Origin of the sequence: Pseudomonas cichorii (assembly GCF_003700275.1) — a bacterium.
Classification (GTDB): Bacteria; Pseudomonadota; Gammaproteobacteria; order Pseudomonadales; family Pseudomonadaceae; genus Aquipseudomonas; species Aquipseudomonas cichorii_B.
The window spans coordinates 114,961-138,976 of record NZ_RBRE01000014.1 but is presented as its reverse complement, the minus strand read 5'-3'; the positions used below and the strand labels follow the sequence as shown (position 1 = coordinate 138,976).

19 protein-coding genes are annotated in these 24,016 nt (G+C 59.2%); 13 read left to right on the top strand and 6 right to left on the bottom strand.

All coding sequences use genetic code 11. From position 1 onward, the window contains the following. Positions 1-164 precede the first annotated feature (164 nt). From ALQ04_RS03940 to ALQ04_RS03910, 7 genes are all read left to right on the top strand, one after another. Positions 165-1,397 (top strand): NRAMP family divalent metal transporter, encoded by a 1,233-nt coding sequence (locus ALQ04_RS03940; RefSeq protein ID WP_122314548.1) that lies wholly within the window; start codon positions 165-167, stop codon positions 1,395-1,397. Positions 1,398-1,416: 19 nt separating this feature from the next. Further along, complete coding sequence (locus tag ALQ04_RS03935) at positions 1,417-2,175, top strand: LamB/YcsF family protein (RefSeq protein WP_122314547.1); 759 nt, start codon at positions 1,417-1,419, stop codon at positions 2,173-2,175. Positions 2,176-2,183: 8 nt separating this feature from the next. Then, the gene (locus ALQ04_RS03930; RefSeq protein WP_122314546.1) at positions 2,184-2,978 is read left to right on the top strand and encodes a putative hydro-lyase; all 795 of its coding nucleotides are present in this window, start codon (positions 2,184-2,186) and stop codon (positions 2,976-2,978) included. Positions 2,979-2,987: 9 nt separating this feature from the next. Next, positions 2,988-4,592, top strand: a complete 1,605-nt coding sequence (locus ALQ04_RS03925; protein WP_122314545.1) for a 5-oxoprolinase/urea amidolyase family protein — start codon at positions 2,988-2,990, stop codon at positions 4,590-4,592. Further along, the gene (locus ALQ04_RS03920; RefSeq protein WP_122314544.1) at positions 4,589-6,328 is read left to right on the top strand and encodes a biotin carboxylase N-terminal domain-containing protein; all 1,740 of its coding nucleotides are present in this window, start codon (positions 4,589-4,591) and stop codon (positions 6,326-6,328) included. The genes ALQ04_RS03925 and ALQ04_RS03920 overlap by 4 nt, the downstream gene beginning before the upstream one ends. Before the next feature lie 151 nt (positions 6,329-6,479). Further along, entirely contained in the window at positions 6,480-7,721 is a 1,242-nt protein-coding gene (locus tag ALQ04_RS03915) for an OprD family porin (protein ID WP_122314543.1), read from the top strand. 178 nt (positions 7,722-7,899) lie between these two features. Beyond that, entirely contained in the window at positions 7,900-9,783 is a 1,884-nt protein-coding gene (locus ALQ04_RS03910) for a methyl-accepting chemotaxis protein (RefSeq protein WP_122314542.1), read from the top strand. A 66-nt stretch (positions 9,784-9,849) separates the two neighbouring features. Here ALQ04_RS03910 and ALQ04_RS03905 read toward each other — a convergent pair whose 3' ends face one another. The 3 genes from ALQ04_RS03905 to metE form a co-directional block, all read right to left on the bottom strand. Then, positions 9,850-10,500, bottom strand: a complete 651-nt coding sequence (locus tag ALQ04_RS03905; protein WP_122314574.1) for a DsbA family oxidoreductase — start codon at positions 10,498-10,500, stop codon at positions 9,850-9,852. A gap of 46 nt (positions 10,501-10,546) precedes the next feature. Then, on the bottom strand, positions 10,547-11,539 hold the full coding sequence (locus ALQ04_RS03900) for an alpha/beta fold hydrolase (protein WP_122314541.1): 993 nt from the start codon (positions 11,537-11,539) through the stop codon (positions 10,547-10,549). Between the two features lie 109 nt (positions 11,540-11,648). Then, on the bottom strand, positions 11,649-13,955 hold the full coding sequence (gene metE / locus ALQ04_RS03895; protein ID WP_122314540.1) for a 5-methyltetrahydropteroyltriglutamate--homocysteine S-methyltransferase: 2,307 nt from the start codon (positions 13,953-13,955) through the stop codon (positions 11,649-11,651). A gap of 105 nt (positions 13,956-14,060) precedes the next feature. On the opposite strand from metE, the gene metR reads away from it, so the two are divergent. Then, a complete protein-coding gene (gene metR, locus ALQ04_RS03890; protein WP_122314539.1) occupies positions 14,061-14,978 on the top strand; it encodes a transcriptional regulator MetR in 918 nt (305 codons plus the stop codon). Between the two features lie 112 nt (positions 14,979-15,090). On the opposite strand, the gene ALQ04_RS03885 is transcribed toward metR, so the two are convergent. The 3 genes from ALQ04_RS03885 to ALQ04_RS03875 all read right to left on the bottom strand — a co-directional run bounded on the left by ALQ04_RS03885 (position 15,091) and on the right by ALQ04_RS03875 (position 17,022). Next, on the bottom strand, positions 15,091-15,498 hold the full coding sequence (locus ALQ04_RS03885) for an NUDIX domain-containing protein (protein WP_122314538.1): 408 nt from the start codon (positions 15,496-15,498) through the stop codon (positions 15,091-15,093). Further along, entirely contained in the window at positions 15,495-16,586 is a 1,092-nt protein-coding gene (gene ddlA, locus ALQ04_RS03880) for a D-alanine--D-alanine ligase (protein ID WP_122314537.1), read from the bottom strand. The genes ALQ04_RS03885 and ddlA overlap by 4 nt, the downstream gene beginning before the upstream one ends. 157 nt (positions 16,587-16,743) lie before the next feature. Next, positions 16,744-17,022 (bottom strand): type B 50S ribosomal protein L31, encoded by a 279-nt coding sequence (locus tag ALQ04_RS03875; protein ID WP_122314536.1) that lies wholly within the window; start codon positions 17,020-17,022, stop codon positions 16,744-16,746. A gap of 291 nt (positions 17,023-17,313) precedes the next feature. Between ALQ04_RS03875 and ALQ04_RS03870 the strand changes: the two genes are divergently transcribed. The 5 genes from ALQ04_RS03870 to ALQ04_RS03850 all read left to right on the top strand — a co-directional run bounded on the left by ALQ04_RS03870 (position 17,314) and on the right by ALQ04_RS03850 (position 23,873). Then, complete coding sequence (locus ALQ04_RS03870) at positions 17,314-17,679, top strand: hypothetical protein (protein WP_122314535.1); 366 nt, start codon at positions 17,314-17,316, stop codon at positions 17,677-17,679. 613 nt (positions 17,680-18,292) lie between these two features. Then, positions 18,293-19,042, top strand: a complete 750-nt coding sequence (locus ALQ04_RS03865) for an antibiotic biosynthesis monooxygenase (protein ID WP_183142104.1) — start codon at positions 18,293-18,295, stop codon at positions 19,040-19,042. Between the two features lie 71 nt (positions 19,043-19,113). Beyond that, positions 19,114-21,021 carry a hypothetical protein gene (locus tag ALQ04_RS03860; RefSeq protein ID WP_122314533.1) on the top strand — a complete coding sequence of 636 codons (1,908 nt, stop codon included), beginning with the start codon at positions 19,114-19,116 and terminating at the stop codon, positions 21,019-21,021. A gap of 5 nt (positions 21,022-21,026) precedes the next feature. Next, the gene (locus tag ALQ04_RS03855) at positions 21,027-22,067 is read left to right on the top strand and encodes a ferritin-like protein (RefSeq protein WP_183142103.1); all 1,041 of its coding nucleotides are present in this window, start codon (positions 21,027-21,029) and stop codon (positions 22,065-22,067) included. Between the two features lie 192 nt (positions 22,068-22,259). Continuing rightward, entirely contained in the window at positions 22,260-23,873 is a 1,614-nt protein-coding gene (locus ALQ04_RS03850; protein ID WP_122314531.1) for an FMN-binding glutamate synthase family protein, read from the top strand. Positions 23,874-24,016: the final 143 nt, after the last annotated feature.

The window sequence follows — 24,016 nt, the reverse complement described above, 5'->3', positions numbered from 1 at the left end:
AGCGTCCATGAGTGAAAGAGTAACAATCTGGTGCAAATGACTCACTCAAGACGATATGATTGTTCAACAATGCAGACTTGATATATCTACATTGCAGCGGTACTGAATGATCCTTGGCACGCTCATTGCTCAAGCAAGGAACCTCTAACCGTAGGATTGATGCCGTGACACAGACCGCTCATGACTTCACCAAGGCGCGCCGCTCCTCTCTGATCGCCGCGATCTTCATGATGGCGACCTCCGCCATCGGCCCGGGTTTCCTGACCCAGACCGCCACCTTCACCGCGACACTGGGTGCCGCGTTTGCCTTTGGCATCCTGGCCTCGATCCTGATCGACTTTGTCGTTCAACTGAATGTCTGGCGTATCGTCACCCTGACCAGGATGCGTGCGGCAGATCTGGCTAACGCTGCAATTCCGGGCAGCGGTTACCTGCTGTCGGTATTGGTCATTTGCGGCGGTCTGGTTTTCATGCTGGGTAACATTGCCGGTGCGGGACTGGGATTGAATGCCTTGACCGGCCTTGATCCCAAATGGGGAGGACTGTTAAGCGCGCTGCTCGCCATCGGGATCTTCTCGTCCCATCGCGCGGGCGTTGCCATGGACCGCATCATGATTGTGCTGGGTCTTCTGAAAGTCGGACTGATCCTGTTCGCGGCCTTCGCGACCCATCCGCCACTGGGTGAAGCATTGCGGCAAACGGTATTGCCCGATTTGATCGACTTTGCTTCCATCACCACCATCGTCGGCGGCACCGTCGGGGGCTACATCACTTATGCAGGTGCTCATCGCCTGCTCGATCGCGGCACCGTCGGAGTGGAAAATATCGAGGCGGTATCCAAGGCTGCGCTGACAGGCATTCTGGTCACCGGCATTGCTCGCTATGTTCTGTTTCTGGCGATCCTCGGAGTGGTCGCCAGCGGCGTCGTCATCGACGTGTCCGGCAAAGGCGCAAACCCTGCTGCCCAGGCCTTCCATGCCGCTGCCGGCGATATCGGCATGATGATGTTCGGCCTGGTGCTGTGGGCTGCCGGTATCAGCAGTGTAATCGGTGCGTCTTACACGACCATGTCCTTCACGACCGTGTTCTCGAAAAAGATTACCGAGCGTGTACGTAACCTGGCCACGGTCGGTTTTATTGTCATAACCCTGACGGTGTATATGGTGATAGGCAAACCACCTGCGGCGTTGCTGATCTTCGCCGGCGGCTTCAACGGCCTGATTCTGCCGCTCGGCCTGAGCATTTTCATGTACGTTGGCTGGCGCCGTTCCGATCTGATGGAGGGCTATCACTACCCACGCTGGTTGTTGGTGCTGGGCGTGCTGACCTGCTTGCTGTCGTGGTTCATGGCCTACAAGTCGGCCGGTGCCATCTTTGCCTTCATTACCGCAGCCTGATTCAACGGAGACTCTATAGATGCGTAGCATTGACCTGAACAGCGACCTGGGCGAGAGCTTCGGAGCATGGAGCATGGGTGACGACGCGGCGGTTCTCGAAATCGTCAGCAGCGCCAACGTCGCCTGCGGCTTTCACGCCGGTGACCCGGCCGGAATCCTGCGCACCCTGGAAGCTGCGGCAGCCCGTGGCGTGGCCATCGGCGCTCATGTGGCCTACCCGGACCTGGTCGGGTTCGGGCGGAGAAACATGGACGTGCCTTCCGAGCAACTGACTGCCGATGTGATCTACCAGATCGGTGCCTTGCAAGGGCTGGCGCGCAGCGTCGGGACCCGGGTGAGTTACGTCAAACCCCATGGCGCGCTGTACAACACCATTGCCGGCGACCCACGCCAGGCCGCGGCAGTTATCCAGGCGCTGCTGCGCATCGATCCTCAGTTGAAACTGGTATGCCTGGCCAATTCGCCATTGATCGACTGGGCCCGTGAGGCGGGCCTGTCCTGTGTCGCCGAAGCCTTCGCCGACCGCGCCTATACCGCCGCGGGCACATTGGTGTCGCGTTCGCGTCCGGGGGCGGTGTTGCACGATCCGCAACTGATCGCCGAGCGCATGCTGCGCCTGGTACGCGATGGCGTCATCGAGGCCGAGGACGGCAGTCTGATCAGGCTGGAGGCCGATTCGATCTGTGTGCATGGCGACAACCACGACGCGGTCGCCATCGCCCGTAACCTCAAAGCCTGCCTGCTCGATGCAGGCGTCACTATCCGCTCATTCGCCTGAGGCTGACCATGAACGCACTCCAGCAAGCCCGCGAGGCTGCCGTTGCCGCCCGCGCCCGTTATCGTGCTGGCGCTGTTGCTCCGACAGCAGGCCTGGCGCCCGGACTGACCCAGGCCAACATGATTTCCCTGCCCCGGGAATGGGCCTACGATTTTCTGTTGTTCGCCCAACGCAATCCACAGGCCTGTCCGGTGCTCGATGTTACCGAGCCAGGCAGCCACAGCACGTTCCTCGCCGAGCAGGCCGACCTGCGCACCGACTTACCGCTGTATCGGGTCTGGCGTGACGGCAAGCTGGCCGAGGAAGTGACCGATGTCACTGACCTCTGGGCAGAACACACCGATCTGGTCAGTTTCCTGATCGGCTGCAGCTTCAGCTTTGAAAGCGACCTGCTGAATGCTGGCATCGATGTACGCCACATCAGCGAAGGCTGCAACGTGCCGATGTATCGCACCAATCGTGTCTGTCGTCCTGCCGGGCGTCTGCAAGGCGAAATGGTGGTGTCGATGCGCCCCATCGCTGCCGACCGGGTCGCCGATGCCGCGAAGATTACCGCGCGCTATCCCGGCGTACATGGTGCACCGGTGCATGTCGGCGAACCGGCACTGCTCGGCATCAAGGACATTGCGCGTCCGGACTTCGGCGATGCAGTCAGCATCAAGCCCGGTGAGATTCCGGTGTTCTGGGCCTGTGGCGTGACTCCACAGTCGGTGGTCATGGCCTCTCGCGTACCGTTTGCCATTTCCCATGCACCGGGCCATATGTTCATTACCGACATTCCCGACAGCTACTACCACGTATAGGAGTGGATCATGCGTTTCTATCCGGTCAGCCTGGACGCGCTCCTGGTTGAATTGGCGAACCTGGACGAGACTCTTGCCCTGTTCGACTCGCTACAGCAGGAACCCATCGTCGGCGTGCAGGAAATCATTCCTGCCGCGCGCACGGTGCTCGTGCACTTTCGTCCCTCTGCCATCAGCCGTGAGGCACTGGCTGCGCGGATTGCCGTGCGCAACGTACACGGCACGGTTCGCGAAGCCGGCAAGCTGGTCGAGATCGCCGTGCATTACAACGGCGAAGACCTGGCCGATGTCGCCCGTGAGCTGGACATCAGTGTCGAGGAAGTGATCCGCCGCCATACCGGTAGCGATTACAACGTGGCCTTCTGTGGTTTTGCACCGGGCTTCGCTTACCTCAGCGGCGGCGCCGAATTCGTGGTGCCGCGCCGCAGTACGCCGCGCACCCGCATTCCGGCAGGTGCCGTGGCATTGGCCGGCGGTTTCAGTGGCGTCTATCCGCAAGCCAGCCCTGGCGGCTGGCAGATCATCGGCGTGACCGAAGCCAAAATGTGGGATCTGCAGCGTGACGAACCGGCCTTGCTGCAACCGGGTTATCGCGTGCGCTTTTGCGATGCAGGGCCATTGCCTGCCCGTAATGTCACGGTGAGCGTAGCGGATCGCCAACCGGCGTCGCCTGTCACCGGGGACACTCTGGAGATTGTTTCACCCGGCCTGCAGACCCTGTTGCAGGACCTCGGCCGTCCTGGCCGCGCCGGACAAGGCGTATCGGCGTCCGGCGCCATGGACCGCGGCGCGTTGCGTGCCGCCAACCGTGCGGTGGGTAACGATCCGGCGAGCGCCTGCCTGGAAATCCTCATGGGCGGCCTGACGTTCATTTGTCGTGGTCATGCAGTCATCGCCATTACGGGCGCTGACGCCGCAATCGAAGTGCACAGCACTGAAGGTCAGGTGCTGCGTCCGGCGCTCTACACGCCGTTCGCCTTGCAGGAAGGTGACCGCGTCAGCATCGATGCACCACGCGCCGGGTTGCGCAATTATCTGGCGATCCGTGGCGGTTTCACCCATGCGCCGGTGCTGGGCAGCCTGTCCACCGACACACTGGCCCAGGTCGGGCCTGCGCCATTGGCGGCCGGCGACCGTCTTGGCTTCCAGCCGAGACAGGGCGGGCGTGCAGTATCAGTCGATGAGCAAGCGGCGTTCGATATGCCGCGCGCCGATCAGATCATCACTCTGGATGTAGTCATGGGCCCGCGCAGTGACTGGTTTACACCAGAAGCTCAGGCGCTGCTGGCCGAGCAGACCTGGCTGGTCACGCCGCAATCGAACCGTATCGGCATTCGCCTGGCGGGCGATCAGGCACTGGAACGTGCAATTGCAGGTGAGTTGCCCAGCGAAGGCACCACCGTCGGCTCTATCCAGGTCCCGCCCAGCGGCCAGCCGGTACTGTTTCTGGCCGATCACCCGTTGACCGGCGGCTACCCGGTGATCGGCGTGGTTGCACCTTATCACCTGGACCTGGCCGGTCAGATTCCGGTCAATTCCCGTATTCGCTTCAAACCGCTGGGCGCCTTTGAGCCCGTGCGGCCTGCCCTTTCAGACGAGACCAACAAGCAATGAAAAAGGTTCTGATTGCCAACCGTGGTGAAATTGCCGTCCGTATCGCCCGTGCCTGCCGCGACTATGGCATCGCCTCGGTCGCGGTGTATGCCGATGCCGATATCGATGCCTTGCATGTGCGTCAGGCCGACGAGGCCTATGCGCTGCATGGCGAACGGCCCGCCGATAGCTACCTGAATATCGAAAAGCTGCTGGCCGTGGCAGCCCGTGCCGGTGCCGACGCCGTTCACCCAGGTTACGGGTTTCTCTCGGAGCGAGCCGATTTCGCCCGGGCGGTGATCGATGCCGGCCTGACCTGGATCGGCCCGGACCCGAGCACCATCGATGCCCTGGGCGACAAGGTCCAGGCCCGTCGCATTGCCCTGAAGGTCGGCGCGCCACTGGTGGCCGGCACCGAAGACCCGGTCAACGATGCCAGCGAAGTGATTGCCTTTGCCGAGCAGCATGGCTTGCCGATTGCCATCAAGGCAGCCTTCGGCGGTGGTGGCCGCGGTCTGAAAGTGGCCTGGAAACTCGATGAAGTCGCCGAGCTGTACGAGTCGGCAGTGCGTGAAGCGATCTCGGCCTTTGGCCGTGGCGAATGTTTCGTCGAACGCTTCCTTGACCGCCCTCGGCATATCGAAGCGCAGATCATCGCTGATCGCCATGGTCGGGTGGTGGTGGTCGGGACCCGTGACTGTTCGCTGCAGCGGCGCAACCAGAAACTGATCGAAGAAGCTCCAGCGCCTTATCTGGACGATGCCCTGCGCCAGCGCATTCACGATTCGGCACGCGACATCTGCGCCGAAGCAGGCTATGTCGGTGCGGGCACTGTGGAATTCCTGCTGAGCGGCGATGGCACCCTGTCGTTCCTGGAGGTCAACACCCGCTTGCAGGTAGAGCACCCGGTCACCGAAGAAACCAGCGGCATCGACCTGGTCATCGAGCAATTGCGGGTAGCCGACGGCTTGCCGCTGTCGTTCGAGGGCACACCGACGCCTCGCGGCCACAGCTTTGAGTTCCGCATCAACGCCGAAGATGCCGGCAATGGCTTCCTGCCAACGCCCGGCCTCATCGAGCGGTTCCAGGCACCTTCCGGTCCGGGTGTCCGGCTGGACACCGGCGTGGTCGAAGGCTCGCGCGTGTCGCCGAACTTCGATTCGATGATCGCCAAGCTGATCGTCACTGGCGCGACCCGCGAACAAGCCATTCGCCGCGCGCGCCGCGCCCTGGCCGAGTTCAATGTGGACGGTGTGGCCACAGTGCTGCCGTTCCACCGTGCGGTGATGGACCATGACGATTTCACCGCCGCCGATACCTTCGCCGTGCATACCCGCTGGATCGAAACCGATTTCGCCGAACACGTGACCATCGCCCCGCGTAGTGCTGCTGCGGCTGATCCGGGTGTCTTGCGCACCTTCGTCGAGATCGACGGCAAGCGCCATGAGCTGGGCCTGCCAGCAGCGCTGCTGCGCGGCGTCAGCCTCAACGCGGCGGCTCCCGGCACTGAAAGTGTGACGGCCAGCGAAGCAGCCGATCCGCAGGCGGTTCTCACCCCGGTGGCAGGCAACCTGCACGCCTGGGTCGTGGCTGACGGCGAATCCGTGCAGGCCGGGCAAGTCATAGCGGTGATGGAAGCGATGAAGATGGAAACTTCGATTCTGGCGCCTTGTGCCGGCCAACTGCAGATTGCCGAACAGCCGGGTCGTTACTTTGAAGCAAAAAGCAAAGTGGCACGCATCGAAACTGCAAGTTGATTAAATAGTTCTACTGTCCACACGTTACGCACAACCGGTTAATCAACCGGTTGCTGCGTGCTGCCCGCAGGAATGTTTCAGCCAATAGTTGCAATACCTATAAAAACAAACTGTATCGATTAAACCTGCCATTACTCGGAGCATAACGGAAATGTCGATCAACAAGACTTTTGCAATGGTCAGTACCTGCGCGCTGGTTTTTCCCATGACGGCCTCGGCGGACTTTATTGCCGACAGCAAGTCCAGCGTCGAACTGCGCAACTTCTACTTCAACCGTGACTTTCGCAACGGACCACCCACTGCAAGACGCGACTCGGTTCAGGAATGGGCACAAGGCGCGATACTCCGGGTCGAGTCGGGTTATACCGCCGGCACCCTCGGTCTGGGCCTCGATGCCACCGGCATGCTCGGCCTCAAGCTTGACGGCGGTGACGGTTCCGGTGGCAGCAATCTGCTTCCTGCCGACCTGAGTTCGAGAAATGGTCGAGGTTCACAGAGCGAGTATTCCAAACTGGAGCTGACAGCCAAGGCGAAGCTGTCCGAAACCGTGCTCAAGGTCGGCTCGCTGGCCTTCCGCACGCCGGTGGTGTCGAGCAATGACACGCGCCTGCTGCCAGCAACCTTCGAGGGCGCAATGCTGACCTCCAGGGATATCGACCGGCTGGTGTTGCAGGGCGGCAAGCTGGAGCAGATCAAATTCAACAGTTCCTCGAACTATCAGGACTTCACCGGCAACCGCATCGGTGGCGTCAGTGACGACTTCCGTTTCGCCGGCGGCACCTACAACTTCAGCAAGACCCTGAGCACCAGCCTGTACTACGGCAATCTGGAAAACGTCTACCGCCAGTACTTTGGTGGTGTGGTCTACGAGATTCCACTGGCGGCACAGCAGTCGCTGAAGTTTGATCTTCGCTACTCGAAAAGCACCGAGGACGGCAACTTCCGCAACCTCGACAACCGGGCAGCCAACGGCATGGTTTCCTATACCCTGGGTTCCAGCATGTTCAGCGCCGCCTACCAGCGCATGAGCGGTGAAGACCCGTTCCCGTACATCGCCAACACCGATCCGTACCTGGTCAACTTCGTCCAGATCAACGACTTCGCGAACATCGACGAACGTTCGTGGCAAGTGCGCTATGACTACAACTTCGCCGCGCTGGGGATTCCCGGGCTGACGTTCATGAGTCGCTATATCAGCGGTGACAATGTGCGTATAGCCGGCAGCAACTCGGGCAAGGAGTGGGAACGCAATACCGATATCGGTTATGTAATCCAGAGCGGTTCGCTGAAGAACCTTGGCATCAAACTCAGAAACGCCACGGTTCGTTCGACCTTCGGCAATGACCTGGATGAAACCCGCTTGATCCTGAGTTACACCCTCGCCCTGTGGTAACCGTTGCAACAAGGCTCGATCAATAAAGGCTGTTACCTGGTTATAACTTCATCTGTAAGTCTTTACAGGTGCAGGACTTCGTACGCCTGAAGTTTATCGATAGCAGGGATGCTTTTAGCCGTGAGTGACAAGGCAAACGAACTGTTGTGCAACCGATTCATACACCGAGAAAACCGTGATGAGACGTCTCAGGTTCAACCAGAAGATATTACTGATCGCTGCGTTAGTGATCATGACCGTGTTTTGCGCGTTCTCCGTGTTGAATGACGTTCGCTTGCGCGACGACAACACTCAGCGAATCGAACAAAGCACCCGCGCACTGGCAGGTTCGATGGCGCATGACATTCAGAGCTGGCTGGACGGGCGGCTGGTACTGATCAAGAACGTTGCCGAGTTCATCGGCCAGAATCCCTCGGCTGAAAACATACTGGCCAAGTTGCAGGGCCAGGTATTGATGGAGCAGTTCATTGCGGCCTATGTCGGTACCCGTGATGGCGGCTTCCAGATCTATCCGCCACGACAGATGCCGGCCGGATACGACAGCCGCGAGCGGCAGTGGTACAAGGACGCCATCGAATCCGGCACGGCAATGACCGAACCCTACGTCGGGGCCGGTATCGACTACCGGATCATCACTCAGGCAGTCGCCATCCGTTCCGGCGGGCAAACACTGGGCGTGCTTGGCGCCAGCCTGAACATCGAGACAATTTCCCGAACCATCAATGCGCAGGAGTTCGATGGCGGCGGTTACGCCCTGCTGGTCAGCAAGGAGGGCAAGATCCTGGTTCACCCCGACAAGGCGTTCATCGGCAAGACCCTGGCCGACCTGTTTCCCGGCGAGACGCTGGCGCTGAGCGACAGACTGGTCGAGGCCGCATCGGTCGATGGCCGCAAATTCACCCTGTTCTCCCCGATCAAGGGCCTGCCTTCGCAGAACTGGTATATCGGCATCGTGCTGGACAAACAGGCAGCCCTGGCAAGTATCGCGGCGTTCCGCAATTCGGCGATCATCGCCACCATCGTGGCTGGCCTGATCACCCTGCTGCTGCTCGGCCTGCTGATTCGGGTGTTGATGAAACCCCTGCACCAGATCAATAACGCCATGGAAGACATTGCCCTGGGCGATGGCGACCTGACCCGACGTCTGTCGATTGTCTCGAACGATGAGTTCGGGCACCTGGCCGAGAGTTTCAATCGCTTCGGTGACCGGATCCATGCCTCCATCAGCGAAGTTTCATCGACCACCAATGCCTTGAACCAGGCCACCCGTCGAGTCCTGTCGGCGTCCAACTCCTCGGTGGAGAAATCGGAGCATCAATCGGGCTACACGACCACGGTCGCAGCGGCCATCGAAGAGCTGGGAGCCGCTGCTCAGGAAATCGCTTCAAGCGCTTCGGCGGCGTCAAGAGGTGCATCCAGCGCCAGGGCTCAGATCGACTGGACCAGCACCCTGGTCGAAAAAACGGTCATTACCATGAGTCATCTGCAGGAAAATATCGAAACCACCCGTTCGCAGATCGAAGAACTCAACGCCAAAAGCGCCAATATCGGCAAGGTCCTGGAAGTCATCTCGACGATTTCCGGCAAGACCAACCTGCTGGCCCTGAACGCAGCCATCGAAGCCGCCAGAGCTGGAGAAGCCGGGCGCGGGTTCGCGGTGGTAGCGGATGAAGTCCGCAGCCTTGCCCATCACACCCAGAATGCGACAGAGGAAATCCGGGCAGTGATCGAGGCGTTGCAGGAAGGCGCTACCCAGGCAGCCCGGACCATGTTGCTCAGCCATGAAATGGGCAGCCAGAGCGTACGGGTAGCGTCCGAGGCGGGGGAAAGCCTGTTAAGCGTGGTGTCGCGCATCAGCGAAATCGACGAGGTGTGCCTGACAGTCGCTGCCGCCACCGAGGAACAGACCACCGCCGTCGATCAACTGACCCGGGATGTGCATGAAATCAGCCAGTTGAACCAGCAGACCACCGACAACCTCAGCGCCACCCTCAAGGCCTGTGGCGAACTGAGTTCTGAAGCCGGGCGACTCAGGAGCGTTGTCGGTACGTTCAAGCTGTGAATCAGCCTGCCTCCCACAGCCATTGAGTTGTGGAAGGAGGCTTGCCCGCGACGGGAGTCACAGAATCTACGCCGTGCGCTCATTGAGAATCTGGCGAATGGCACCGACAAATACATCGACCGGCTGACCGCCGGACACGGCGTACTCATCGTTGAAGACGATGGTCGGCACCGAGCTGACGCCTCGTGAAATCCAGAGCTGTTCGGCCTCGCGAACCTCGGCCGCATAATCGCCCGAAGCCAGGATGGCTTCGGCGCGCAGGCGGTCCAGGCCGACCTTTTGCGCGACACTGGCCAGTGTCTGCTGGCTGGAAGGATCGGCAAGGTCAGTGAAATAGGCGTCAAACAGGGCTTGCTTCAGTGCCTGCTGCTTGCCTTCCAGTCCGGCCCAGTGCAACAGGCGATGGGCGTCGAAGGTGTTGTAGATGCGCCGCTCGCCTTGGGTGAAGACAAACCCCAGCTCGGCGCCACGGGCGCGGATATTCTCGTGAATGTCCTTCACCTGCTCGGGCGTCGAGCCGTATTTCTCGGCAATGTGTTCCTGAATTTCCTGGCCTTCGGCAACCATGTTCGGGTTCAGCTCGAAAGGCTGGAAGTGAATCTGCGCCTGCACTTCATCGCCCAGCGCCTCAAGGGCCTGCTCCAGCGCACGCAGGCCAATCACGCACCACGGGCAGGAAACATCGGAAACGAAATCGATTTTCAGGGGAGTGGTCATGGTGACGCTCGCACTTGGCAGAAAACCATCACCATACACGCCCGGCTTACAACTGCGCCACATGCCGCCCGTCTTCGTGCTGCGCCTTGAGATAAGGCAACACCGCTGCCAGTAACGGCGCCTTGAACGCTTCCTGAAAACGATGCGCCAGGCCCGGGATCAGACGCAGCTTGCTGCCCTGAATGTGCGCGGCGACATGCACGCCATGCATGACCGGCAACAGCGGATCAGCCGTGCCGTGTACCACTAGCACCGGCAGGCGCAAGCGATTGAGCAGTTCGACCCGGCTGGGTTCGGCGAGGATCGCGGTGATCTGCCGTTTCACGCCCTCGGGATTGAAGGCCCGGTCATAAGAGGCAGCTGCCTGCTGCAGGAGCATGGCCCGATCATCCTTGATCTGCGGGCTGCCCAGTGCGGCCAGCAGATCCGCCTGTTGCTCGATGGCAATCTCGCGGTTCGGGGCGCCACGGCGGGCCAGTAATTGCAGCAAGGCAGCATTGGGCATCGGCAAGCCCTGGGCACCGGAACTGGTCATGATCAGGGTCAGGCTTTCGATGCGTTGCGGGGCCAGATCGGCCAGATGCTGAGCGATCATCCCGCCCATGCTCGCGCCCAGCACATGAAATTGCTGAACGTGCAGGGCATCCATCAGGCCCAGCGCATCGTCGGCCATGTCGGTCAGGGAATAAGGCGCAGACACCGGCAAGCCGAGCTTGTAGCGCAGCACTTCATAGGTGAGGTTGGCCTCGGCCGGCGGCTGGACCCAACTCGACAGACCGACATCGCGGTTGTCGTAGCGAATCACCCGATAGCCTTGCTGACAAAGGGCGACCACCACTTCATCCGGCCAGTGGATCAATTGTCCGCCAAGGCCCATGACCAGCAGCAAGGCAGGGTCGGACTCATTGCCGATGCTTTGATAGGCAATCCGTACTTCCTTGAGTTCGGTAACTTGTACAGGAACGCTGACATCACATATCGAGGCCGCAAAAGACGGCAAGCCGCACAGAAGCGCGGCCAGAAAAAGTAAAACCCGCATGAAAAACACCAAAAAACAGATCCCCAGTAGGCAATCAGTCTGATGATGTTTTTCCGGGCGCGCTGCCACAGTTGCGTGACAATTTGATGAATCGGGATCAACGGCAGGTTTACAGCAGCTCTGCTCTCAGTTGCCGGGCCGCCGCGACCATATTCACCAGCGCCGCTTCGGTTTCCGGCCAGCCTCGGGTCTTGAGTCCGCAGTCCGGGTTGATCCACAAGCGTTCGGCCGGAATCCGCTGCACGGCCTTGGTCATCAGCTTGACCATCTCGGCAGTATCCGGAACCCGTGGCGAGTGGATGTCGTAGACACCCGGCCCGATATCGTTCGGGTAGTCGAAGGCCTCGAACGCTTGCAGCAATTCCATGTCCGAACGCGAGGTTTCAATGGTGATCACATCGGCGTCCATGGCGGCGATCGACTCGATCACGTCGTTGAATTCGCTGTAGCACATGTGAGTGTGGATCTGGGTTTCGTCGCGCACGCCCGAGGCACACAGGCGAAACGCTTCCACGGCCCAGTCCAGATATTCCTGCCATTGTGCCTTGCGCAGCGGCAGACCTTCGCGGAAAGCAGCTTCGTCGATCTGCACGATCCTGATCCCGGCCCGCTCCAGATCCACCACTTCATCACGAAGCGCCAGGGCCAACTGCCGGGCCTGCACCTTGCGCGACACATCTTCGCGCGGGAACGACCACATCAGCATGGTCACCGGGCCAGTCAGCATGCCCTTCATGACCTTGCCGGTCAGGCTCTGGGCATAACGAATCCATTCCACCGTCATCGCTTCGGGACGGCTCAGGTCGCCCACGATCACCGCCGGTTTAACGCAACGCGAGCCGTAGCTCTGCACCCAGCCAAAACGGCTGAACACGTAACCATCCAGTTGCTCGGCAAAGTACTCGACCATGTCGTTGCGCTCGGCCTCGCCGTGCACCAGCACGTCCAGCCCCAGACGTTCCTGGATCTGCACGGCATGGCGGATTTCATGGCGCATGGCATCGGTGTAGTCATTGATCGTCAGCTTGCCTTGTCTGTAAGACTGACGCGCCAGACGGATCGAAGAAGTCTGCGGGAATGAACCAATGGTTGTTGTCGGAAAGGCCGGCAATTGCAAACGGGCGCGTTGCGCTTCAATACGCTTGGCGAAGGCTGACTGACGCTGGCTATCGGCAGCCGTGATCGATGCCAGGCGCGCCTGCACCGCAGGTTTATGAATACGCGGCGATTGCGCGCGACTGGCCTGTACTGCACGGCTTTGCGTCAGTGCGGCAAGCACTTCGGGATGTTGTGGATCATTCAGCGCCTGACTGAGCACAGCGATTTCCCCGCACTTCTGCACGGCAAACGCCAGCCAGCTTTTCAACTCGGCATCCAGTTGCTCTTCACGATCCAGATTGACCGGGCTGTGCAGCAGTGAAGACGAAGCCGCGACCCACAGGTTGTCGCCAAAGCGCGCCTGCGCCTGCTGCAGGCTTTCCAGGGCCTTGTCCAGATCGCAGCGCCAGACGTTACGCCCGTTGACCACGCCCAGCGACAACACTTTGTAGCTCGGCAGGCGGTCAAGCACTATCGCCAGTTGTTCCGGGGCCCGCACCAGATCGATATGCAGGCCATCGACCGGCAGGGAAACCGCCAGCCCGAGGTTGTCTTCCAGGCCACTGAAGTAGGTGGCGATCAGTTTTTTCAGCGGGGAATATTGCAGGCTGTGATAGGTCCGCTCGAAAGCGTTCTTCCAGTCCTGCGGCAGGTCGAGGGTCAGGATCGGCTCGTCGATCTGCACCCACTCGACGCCTTGCGCGGCCAGACGCCCGAAGATTTCGCCATACAGCGGCAGCAAACGCTCCAGCAGGTCGAGCTTGTCGAAACTGTCGCCCTTGGCCTTGCCCAGCCACAGATAGGTCAGCGGGCCAATCAGCACCGGCTTGACCTTGTGGCCCAGAGCCAGAGCTTCGTCGACCTCTTCAAACAGTTGTTCCCAGCTCAAGCTGAAGCGTTGCTCCCGTGAGAACTCCGGGACCAGATAGTGATAGTTGGTATCGAACCACTTGGTCAGTTCCTGGGCATATCGGGTTTTCGCCTGGGCGCCACAGCAAGCACTGGCGCCACGGGCCATGGCAAACAGCGTATCGAGGGTCGGCAGGCCTGCCGGGCTTTTCACCTCGGCAAAGCGTTCGGGAATCACACCGAAGGTCAGCGAGTGAGTCAGGACCTGGTCGTACCAGGCAAAGTCGCCAACCGGCAGCAGTTCGATTCCGGCCTCTTTCTGCAGTTGCCAATGCGCCGCCCGCAATTCACGGCCCACGGCACGCAGCCCGTCCTGATCCAGATCGCCCTTCCAGTAGGCTTCCAGAGCTTTCTTCAATTCACGATCCGCGCCAATGCGCGGAAACCCGAGGTTGTGTGCCAAAGCCATGCTGCGTTCTCCCTAAAAGATGGCGCTATTGTCGACAGCCAGGCAAACATGAGACAAACTCATTGTTTTCTTGTTGGTCACAAATTTTATTCATGGAGCGCCCAGGTGCTTGAAATACGCCATCTCAAAACCCTGCACGCCTTGCGTGAGGCCGATAGCCTTGTGGAGGCTGCCGAGCGCCTGCACCTGACCCAGTCCGCCCTCTCCCACCAGTTCAAGGAGCTGGAGGAGCGCATGGGCATGCAATTGTTTGTGCGCAAGACCAAACCGGTGCGCTTCACCAGCGCGGGCCTGCGCTTGCTGCAACTGGCCGACTCAGTACTGCCGCAATTGCGCAGTGCCGAACGTGATATCGCTCGACTGGCAGGCGGGACCGCTGGCCGCCTGCATATGGCCATCGAATGCCACAGTTGCTTCCAGTGGCTGATGCCGACCATCGATCAGTTCCGTGACTCATGGCCGGAGGTCGAGCTGGACCTGTCTTCGGGGTTTTCGTTTGCGCCATTACCGGCATTGGCCCGTGGCGATCTGGATCTGGTGGTCACTTCGGACCCGCTGGAAATTCCCGGCATCACCTATGTGCCGCTGTTCACCTACGAGGCGATGCTGGCCGTGGCCAACCAGCATGCGCTGGCGAGCAAGCCGTATATCGTGCCGGAAGACCTGGTCACTGAAACGCTGATCACTTATCCCGTGGAGCGGGACCGACTGGACATTTTCACCCGTTTCCTGGAGCCGGCCGACATCGAACCGGCGCAGGTCCGGACCTCCGAGTTGACGGTGATGATGATGCAACTGGTAGCCAGCGGACGCGGCGTGTGCGGTATGCCGCACTGGGCGCTGCATGAATACAGTTCGCGGGGCTACGTGAAAGCCAAGCGTCTGGGAGAAAAGGGTTTGTTCGCGACTCTCTATGCAGGAATTCGCGCCGACATGCTGGATGCGCCCTACATGCGGGACTTCCTGCTGACGGCCAAGGATACGTCGTTCTCGACGCTGGACGGGGTCAGTGCAGTGCGCTGAATCGGACTCCCCCCAAGTCCAGTTTCCTGGGGGCAGTTCAACTCTGGGGGAGCGAATTCATTCGCGAACCGGCTGCCTTCGCGGATGAATCCTCCCACCGGAAAATGCCAGATCAGGCTTCTTCGCGCATCTCGCGATACAGCGGCAGAATCAGATCGCGGGTCAGCGGCGCCAGCAGCAGATCGGGACGCTCTTCAGGCCCGATCCAGATGACTTCCTCGATCTCGGCCGCTGGCACTACCTGAGCATCGGTACGTACCCCGAACAACTGGCAGTGCACTTCAAAGCCCGGTTCGTTGGCCGCAGGTGCGCTGAACTCACCAAGGAAAATGGCCTGCTGCGGATCAATCACCAGCCCCAGTTCTTCTTGCAGCTCGCGAACCAGGGCATTCGCCGCTGGCTCGCCGGCTTCAATCTTGCCGCCCGGTTGCATGAAAGCCTCAGTACCGCGCTTGCGAACCAGCAACGTCTGGCCATCCGGGGCAATCAACAGGGCTGCGGCGATACTGATGATCTTCATGCAAAGATATCCGTCTTCAGCAAACGAGCTTCATCATCGCGCTCCAGCGCCAGTCCGATCAAGCGATCGATCAAACCGGCATAGGACAGACCGCTGGCCTGCCAGAGCTTGGGGTACATGCTGATGGAGGTGAAACCCGGGATTGTGTTGATCTCGTTGATGATGATCTCCCGCGACTCGGTGACGAAGAAATCGACCCGCGCCAGCCCCGCACAACCCAGAACCCGATAAGCCTGCAGCGCAACTTCGCGGACCTGCTCGCCGAGGTCCGGCGCCAGCTCGGCCGGAATGGCGATGCGCGCCTGATCGCCGTTGAGGTATTTGGTGTCGTAGGCGTAGAACTCGTCATTGGCGATGACTTCACCACAGACACTGACCTGCGGCTCGCGGTTGCCCAGCACCGCACACTCCACTTCACGGCCGACAATGCCCTGCTCGATCAGAACCTTGTGATCGAACTCGAAAGCCAGTGCCAGTGCCGCGACAAAACCGGCTTCGTCATTCACCTTGCTGACGCCCACCGAAGATCCCTGGCTTGCCGGCTTGACGAACATCGGCAGGCCCAGTTGCCCGGCCACCTCACTGAACTGTGCAGTCTGGCCGCGCATCAGCACCACGAACGGTGCCACGCTGATGTCGGCATCGCGCAGCAGGCGCTTGGTCACGTCCTTGTCCATGCAGGCCGCAGAACTCAGCACATCAGGTCCGACAAAAGGAATTGCCAGCAGGCGCAGCAGGCCTTGCAGCGAACCGTCTTCGCCATAGGCACCGTGGATCAGCGGGAACACGACGTCGATACGATTGAGTCGCTCGCCGGACTCGACTTCGACGAACTGGCCACCCGCACTGCCGGGCAGCAAGGCCAGCAGCGTGCCCGAAGGACTCAGGCTGATGCTTGCAGGGTCGTTCGCATTGAGCAGGTAATCGCTTTCCTCGAAGCGCAGCCAACGGCCCAGCTTGTCGATACCGATCAAGGTCAGCTCGTAGCTTTCACGATCGATTGCATTGATTACGTTGCGTGCTGACTGCAACGAAACCTCATGCTCGCTGGATTGCCCACCGAAAACGATGGCGACTGATTTTTTCAACGCGGGTACTCCTGTTTTTCAGGCCGCGAAGATAAAAGCAATGCCTGGCATTAGTCCAGAGGATGAGAGGTCGCAGGTCTGAAAAGCAGGCAAAAAAAATCCCCGGCTCAGAACAATCCTGCACAGATCGTCCTGAATCGGGGAATACGGCAGTGCGTCAGGCAGCCGGAGTGCCGGGCTTGCTGGCGGAACCGAAGCCTGCGAAACGCTTGTTGAAGCCCGCGATGCGACCTTCGGTGGTGGTCTTGCGCTGCTGGCCGGTGTACATCGGGTGCGAAGCGCTGGAGACGTCGAGCGCCACATAAGGATAGGTATTGCCGTCGGTGTGTTGGTGCGTGCGATCCGTATCGACCGTGGAGCCGATCAGGAAATACACGTCGGCAGCCGTGTCGTGAAACAGCACGGTGCGATAGGCAGGATGGATATCAGGTTTCATGGGGCCTCCAGGTGAGTCGTCACAATATTGTTATACAATAACATAATACTTTTGATTAATGATAATCAATGCGGTTTGACGGCCAGCACCTGAACTTGATCGGGCAGGCGCTTGAAGCTATGGTTCGCCCCGCCTCTGCCAAATCAGCGGCCCGGGTGGGTCTCCCGGCTTACTGGTAGCCAGTCAAGGGCGAGCCGTGGGCACGCCAGCGCCTACTACTCACAACCGCACGGATCTATCCTTCGACGGGTCTTGAGCTGCGGACGAAATAACAAGTCAGTAGGATTTCTCATGCCTGATATCACCCACTATGACCTTCCTCAATCTGCCTACGAGCGCCTGATCGAAGCCCGTGATTCGTTGCGTCTGCTCGATGGTTACGTCAACAAGACCGATGTGCTCTGCAACCCTTCGATGCTGGTCGGTTACGTCTCGATGCTGCAAAACGCCTTGCAGGACGTGATTACCGCCAGCAGCCCGGGTGAGCCACGCGATAGCTTCATGCGCAAGGCAGATGAACTGGGCTTTGTCGCGCTCAATCCGAAAGAACAGGCATTGATTCAGCATCTGCGCTGGACCAACCTGGAGGGACGGGATGATATTTATGCAATGGCCGAACGGCTGCGGCATCTCAAGCCTTGGGTGTTGGAAAGTTAAGACGTGTGCTGACAATCTGATAGTTATCAGCCTCTTGAATAATTGATATGAATCTCACCACGACGCGCGTCATAAAACAGTGTGGCCGAATTAAAACCCCTCATTGGAAATGAGAAACATTCCATTGAGTAGGATAGTGTTTTTTATATCGGCATGCCATTTCCGATAAATATATTTTTCATTATCGGCATGGAATTAAACATGAAGTCATCTATGTTGAAACTGCCTTCACGCACCGTAAACAACAGAAAATTTCATAAGCCGCACAACTGCTTGGCATTTGGCCTTTATCCACCTGACACTGTTTGATCATTGAAGATACCCCGCACTGCATTGGGCTGCAGTCCTTGTCGCGCGCGCATTCTATCGGGCAAGTTAATTGTCATTCTGTACCGATGAAGTGGTGCGTTCTGTATTGCCGTGGCTGCTTTCTACGTTCGTACCCAAGGCTCTTTACGAAAAGTCGGCGAGCGAAGGTCAGGCAAGGCAAAAACAGGCTAGGAACGGTCGAAGTCGCGCTCGACTTTACGAATTGTAAATGAGCATTCCGAGCCTGTTTTTAACACAGCATCACCGAGCACAGTCACTTTTCGCACAAAGCCAAGGAGGAAATATGCCGATCAGTCTGACTTCGCACTGGTTCATCCTGCCAGGCCAGGAAATCGAAGCACGCCAGGCGCTGATGCAACTGGCTCTCGATGTGCAAGCCAACGAACCCGGAACTCTCACTTATCTGGTGCATACGCCTTTCGGCGCCGATGACCGATTGCAATCGCTGCCGCCCGCAGAGCCGTTACTGGTTCTGTTCTTCGAGAGCTATGCCAGCCCCGATGCATTTCTCGCCCATGTGAACGGCCCTCTCTTCAGCAATTTTGTGGCGCAGCACGGCCACTGCTTTGTGTCGGCCAATGGCAAGCCCTACACCACCGTGCAGTTTCTCGACACGCTGGCCGGTTTCGCCGGACGCAATGTTCAAGGAGCTGCGGATGAAGTCGGCAACCGGCATCCAGCGGTGATGTTTGAAATCATCGCAAAGGACTCCGCAGCCGCCAGGGCTTTCTATCAACAGGTGTTCGGCTGGCAGTATCAGAGCGGAACAGGCGGCTTTTCCTATATCCACTTCCCGGCCGGCACTCCGCCGCTGCTCGGCGGCATCGGACAGGCTGACCCTGACCTTCCCGGTTTTGAACCCGGACATAACTTCTACCTGCTGGTCGATGCACTGGAACCGGTACTCGAAGCTGCGCTTGCTGCTGGCGGATCGGCGTTGATGTCGCCCACCGCTATCGATGGCTACCGCTTCGCGATGTTCAAGGACCCGGAAGGCAATCCGGTCGGCTTGATTGAACACTTCAACACCTGAGCACGCTTTTTAGCAGGACGCAGTACGGACACAACCTTTCGCAACATGGACGCAACAAGGAGGTATTCGACGTGAGTTATCTGAACTCCCTCAGGCTGCACTTTGCCGGGAAATTCCAGGCGAATGTATCGACGGTAAACAACGATGCCGGCCACTATGACAATGCTGCGTTCAAATCCAGCTATCAACAACTGGAAGGCCCGCACATGAAGCCACCTAACGGGTGGTTCAATCCGCAGGGTGATGCAGCCTTCCGTTTACTGGGCTGCACCATAAACTCGGCATGGACCCCGGCGGGAGCAGTGAATCAGTCAGATCCCGTACTGCGCTACATCATCGCCGACGCCAACAGCCGGGTGCCGGCAAAGATGGTCGACCTTGACCCCGAACAGCAACTGGTATCGGAAATATGGGGCCTGGAGGTGCGAATCGCGGATATCAATGGGGATACGCTTCTTAGCGGGCAATTCCTGCCTGCTGCCTTCATCGATATATGGGATCGCGCAACCGGCTCGGGCTCGGGAGACATCGGTGCGGGTGCAACGTATCAATCGGTGTTGAACAACCTGCAATGGGGCGATGTTTCAGGCTCAACATTTCTGAGCCAGTTGAAACAAACCACCGAAACTACAGGACTGCTGTCAATCAAGTTCAATGTTGACGGCCTGAACATGACCAATACATCGCCGGACTTCATGTGCGGTCGCATCGCAGGCACGATAGGGCCTTATCTGGCCGACGAGCCTCGACATCTGGTGATTGGCCGCCACTTCATGGCCTCTGCCTCACCTCAGGGAAACTTCTTCACCCCCGTGGGCGGTATCAACTTCTTCCCCGCCGTCATCGACACAGGAGCGAGTTGCATTTACCTCGATCTGGGTAATGCGCTCTCCACAACAGCTCCGGGTGCAGGCCTCAATGACCTCGGTGATCTGAAGCTCGGCGCTTATGAGCCGCTTCTGACGCCGACACGTCCGACGGGCACCATCATTCCTCTCGGCACCGTTGCGTCGCAGGGCATTGATGGCTATTCGAGCAATGCCGACTGGTATGCAAAGACCGCTGGCATCGTGGTATTGCCGCTGTCGGCGCAGCAGCTTCAGATTGCCCGGACCAATGTGCTGGTCTTGTCGGGTAACAAGGGCATCGTCATCAACGAATGGGCCAATGCAGCATTCATACGTGCCGACAAATTTGTCTATCGCCTGAGTCCTGACGAAAAAGTCGATATCCCTGTCTACGCAATGCAGTATGGCCAGCCATTGGCAGGGATTTCGGTGTCATTCACGCTTGACCCTTCTCAGCTACAAGCATCACCCGACCCAATCCTGGTCATGAAGCCACCGCCGGTAGGGAAACCGGAAAACGCGCTGCAATTCGCCGAAACGGCAGTCACAGACGTCAACGGCAAAGCCGTGCTGTCACTCGGCACAAGCGATCCGGGCGTCCCTCGCAGCTTCAAAAACAGCAACTCGGCAATCGACGGTCAGGTCTACGGCATTCGCCCGGCTTTCACAGATGCAGGCATGAATGCAGGCCCTGTCAACCAGTGGGACTTCATCAGCTTTCTGCTCTGGAGCGGCTACCGCATTCCCGCAGCACCGACCTGGGACGATATCCAGCCGATCTTCCAGCAATACGCCAACCTCTACCCGGTCATGCTGCGTTTCCTGAACATGGCCGATTTCGACTCGGTCGTGAAAACAGCCGGATTGCTGACCCTCGCGTTCAGCCTGGATATCCACGACGCCAACTCGATGCCCGTAACCCGGGACCTTTCTCCCGCCAAGCGTCAGGCGATTCTTGCCTGGCTCAAGAACCCGTTGCCGGGCACAAGGACAGAACCCGAAGCGGCACACCTGACCCGTGAAACAACCTCCTCCACGCCCCCGGAAGAAGCCGCCCCGGTAAACGCCGCTCGAGGTGGTAAAGCCGCAGCGGTTGCTCGTCGTCTGATCAACCAATCCCCAAGGGGGTAATGCCCATGATTCGTCTTCAACTTTCGACCATTGCGGGCCTGCAAGGTCCGACCGTAACGGTACAAGCGGTGCTTGAAGCGCTTCAACAGGCCATCGAGCTGGAGCACTCGACAATCCCGCCTTACCTGTATGCGCTCTACTCGCTTGATGCCAGCAAGAATGCGGAAATCGCCGCCATCGTTTCCTCGGTGGTCGTCGAAGAAATGCTACACATGACCCTGGCGAGCAATGTGATGAACGCCCTCGGCGGCTCGCCTGTCATCGACTCACCGGGCTTTATCCCCAACTACCCGGGCCCGCTGCCCGGTGGCGTGCAATCGGACCTGACCGTGCATCTGGCTCCGTTCTCACAGAAACAACTCAAGACCTTCCTGCAGATCGAGGAGCCTGAACATGCTCTCGACTTCAAACTGCTCGCCGCACAAAAATATCTCACCATCGGACAGTTCTATACCGCCATCGCGGACGCCATAGAACAGCTTGGCGAAGACGTCTTTCTCAATCCCTCGCCCAATCAGGTCGGCCCTGATCTGATGCGGGAGTCGGTGGTGGTCCATAATGTGGCCACAGCCAGACAAGCCATTCGGACCATCATCGACCAGGGTGAAGGCACTTCGCTTTCACCACTCGAAAAAGTCGGTCCAGGCTACGCGCACTACTATCGTTTCATGCAGATCCAGAAAGGGAAGCGGTTGGTCCCAACCCCTGATGGCGGCCCGACGCCTGAGGATAAATACGCCTATGCCGGTGACCCGATAACCCTCGACCACAAGGGCGTCTACCCGGTCGCCACCGATCCGGGCCCTTACAAGCCGGGCACGGTGCAATCCTTCGCCAACGACAATTTCAACTACACCTACACCAGCCTGTTGCAGTCGCTGCATGCCTTGTTCAACGGTGATTCGAGTGCCAGCAGAATGAATACCGCAATGGGCCTGATGATGTCGCTGAAGGGCCAGGCCAAGGCAATGATGGCCGGAGTACCGGACCCTAAAGTCTTTACCGGCCCGACCTTCCAGTACCAGCCGACCAACCCTGCCAACTGACAATACCCCCCGATCAAGGGCGAAGAACCGCAACATAGCGGTCTTCGCCCTTATTCATTTATCGCCCGCCTGCTACATTTCTCATGCAACGGCTCGTTAGCCGGCAATCGATGTATAGGCAGCCCTGCGGCCCGATGCGGCAAAAAGACAGGGCGCCTGTGTAGAAAACCGCCATTAGTCCAAGGATGTCGTATGAGTCTCTCGCTACTCAGTCGCTATGCAGTCTTCGTTGGTTGTGTGCTGTTCACCCTGTTCAGCCTGCCGTTCTGGCATCACGAATGGCTATGGCCGTTCACCCTGCTGACTGCTGTGCTGAGCGTGGTCGGTGTCATCGATCTACTGCAATCGCCACACTCGGTACGCCGCAATTACCCGATCCTGGGCAACATTCGTTACGCCGTGGAAGCCATCCGCCCGGAAATTCGCCAGTACCTGCTGGAATCCGACAGCGACGCCCTGCCCTTTTCCCGGGCACAGCGCTCGCTGGTGTATTCGCGGGCCAAGAACGAAACGGCTGACAAACCGTTCGGCACGTTGATCGATGTTTATCAAGCCGGTTTCGAGTTCATCGGCCATTCCATGCGTCCGGCGCCGCTGAGCGATCCCAATTCGTTTCGTGTGTTGATCGGCGGCCCGCAATGTACCCAGCCGTATTCGGCATCGATCTTCAATATCTCGGCCATGAGCTTTGGTTCACTCAGCGCCAATGCGATTCGCGCCTTGAACCAGGGTGCCAGACTTGGCAATTTCGCCCATGACACCGGCGAAGGCAGCATCAGCCCTTATCACCGCGAACACGGCGGCGACCTGACCTGGGAACTGGGCAGCGGCTACTTCGGCTGCCGCACAGCCGATGGCCGCTTCGACCCGGAGCGCTTCGCGGTGCAAGCCCGGGATCCGCAGGTGCGCATGATCGAAATCAAGATGAGCCAGGGCGCCAAGCCAGGCCATGGCGGGATCCTGCCCAAACACAAAGTGACTCAGGAAATCGCCGAAACCCGTGGGATCATGATGGGCGAGGACTGCATTTCACCGTCGCGGCACAGCGCCTTTTCGACCCCGTATGAATTGATGCAGTTCATCGCTCAACTGCGCGAGCTGTCCGGCGGCAAGCCGGTAGGCTTCAAGTTCTGCCTGGGTCATCCCTGGGAATTCATGGGCATCGCCAAGGCCATGCTGGAAACCGGCATCTATCCCGACTTCATAGTCATTGACGGCGCCGAAGGTGGCACAGGTGCCGCACCGGTAGAGTTCACCGACCACATGGGTTCGCCGATGCGCGAAGGCCTGCTGTTCGTGCACAACACCCTGGTGGGCCTGAATCTGCGGGACAAGATCAAGCTCGGCGCCAGTGGCAAGATCGTCAGCGCCTTCGACATCGCCAGTGTACTGGCCATCGGTGCCGACTGGGCCAACTCGGCACGCGGCTTCATGTTCGCCATCGGCTGTATCCAGTCGCAGAGCTGCCACACCAATAAATGCCCGACCGGCGTCGCGACCCAGGATGCCTTGCGCCAACGCGCCCTGGTGGTGCCGGACAAGGCCCAGCGGGTATTCAACTTTCACCGCAACACCCTCAAGGGGCTGGCCGAAATGCTCGCTGCTGCCGGGCTTGACCAGCCTTCACAACTGGAAGCCCGGCATCTGGTGCGGCGCGTATCGGCGACGGAAATCAAACTGTTCTCGCAGACCCATGTGTTCCTGCAACCGGGCCAGTTGCTCAATGGCGTGCAGGACGACAGTTTCTATTCACGGATGTGGCAAATGGCGCGCTCGGACAGCTTCGAGCCTGCCGAGATCGAATAGCCTGAAACACTACGGAGACATTCTGTAATAGCCCGGCTTTTGCATTTCCTGTTGATTAACGCCACCCTGCCGCGCCGCCGAACGACACTGACTGGCGGTGCGGAACCTCAGCCCAACGGGGTTGATCCTTACCTAATCGACAA

Coding starts and splice junctions, on each gene's coding strand:
- ALQ04_RS03935 (WP_122314547.1), top strand. CDS start 1,417: ATGCGTAGCATTGACCTGAACAGCGACCTGGGCGAGAGCTTCGGAGCA.
- ALQ04_RS03930 (WP_122314546.1), top strand. CDS start 2,184: ATGAACGCACTCCAGCAAGCCCGCGAGGCTGCCGTTGCCGCCCGCGCC.
- ALQ04_RS03925 (WP_122314545.1), top strand. CDS start 2,988: ATGCGTTTCTATCCGGTCAGCCTGGACGCGCTCCTGGTTGAATTGGCG.
- ALQ04_RS03920 (WP_122314544.1), top strand. CDS start 4,589: ATGAAAAAGGTTCTGATTGCCAACCGTGGTGAAATTGCCGTCCGTATC.
- ALQ04_RS03915 (WP_122314543.1), top strand. CDS start 6,480: ATGTCGATCAACAAGACTTTTGCAATGGTCAGTACCTGCGCGCTGGTT.
- ALQ04_RS03910 (WP_122314542.1), top strand. CDS start 7,900: ATGAGACGTCTCAGGTTCAACCAGAAGATATTACTGATCGCTGCGTTA.
- ALQ04_RS03905 (WP_122314574.1), bottom strand. CDS start 10,500: ATGACCACTCCCCTGAAAATCGATTTCGTTTCCGATGTTTCCTGCCCG.
- ALQ04_RS03900 (WP_122314541.1), bottom strand. CDS start 11,539: ATGCGGGTTTTACTTTTTCTGGCCGCGCTTCTGTGCGGCTTGCCGTCT.
- metE (WP_122314540.1), bottom strand. CDS start 13,955: ATGGCTTTGGCACACAACCTCGGGTTTCCGCGCATTGGCGCGGATCGT.
- ALQ04_RS03885 (WP_122314538.1), bottom strand. CDS start 15,498: ATGAAGATCATCAGTATCGCCGCAGCCCTGTTGATTGCCCCGGATGGC.
- ALQ04_RS03875 (WP_122314536.1), bottom strand. CDS start 17,022: ATGAAACCTGATATCCATCCTGCCTATCGCACCGTGCTGTTTCACGAC.
- ALQ04_RS03870 (WP_122314535.1), top strand. CDS start 17,314: ATGCCTGATATCACCCACTATGACCTTCCTCAATCTGCCTACGAGCGC.
- ALQ04_RS03865 (WP_183142104.1), top strand. CDS start 18,293: ATGCCGATCAGTCTGACTTCGCACTGGTTCATCCTGCCAGGCCAGGAA.
- ALQ04_RS03855 (WP_183142103.1), top strand. CDS start 21,027: ATGATTCGTCTTCAACTTTCGACCATTGCGGGCCTGCAAGGTCCGACC.
- ALQ04_RS03850 (WP_122314531.1), top strand. CDS start 22,260: ATGAGTCTCTCGCTACTCAGTCGCTATGCAGTCTTCGTTGGTTGTGTG.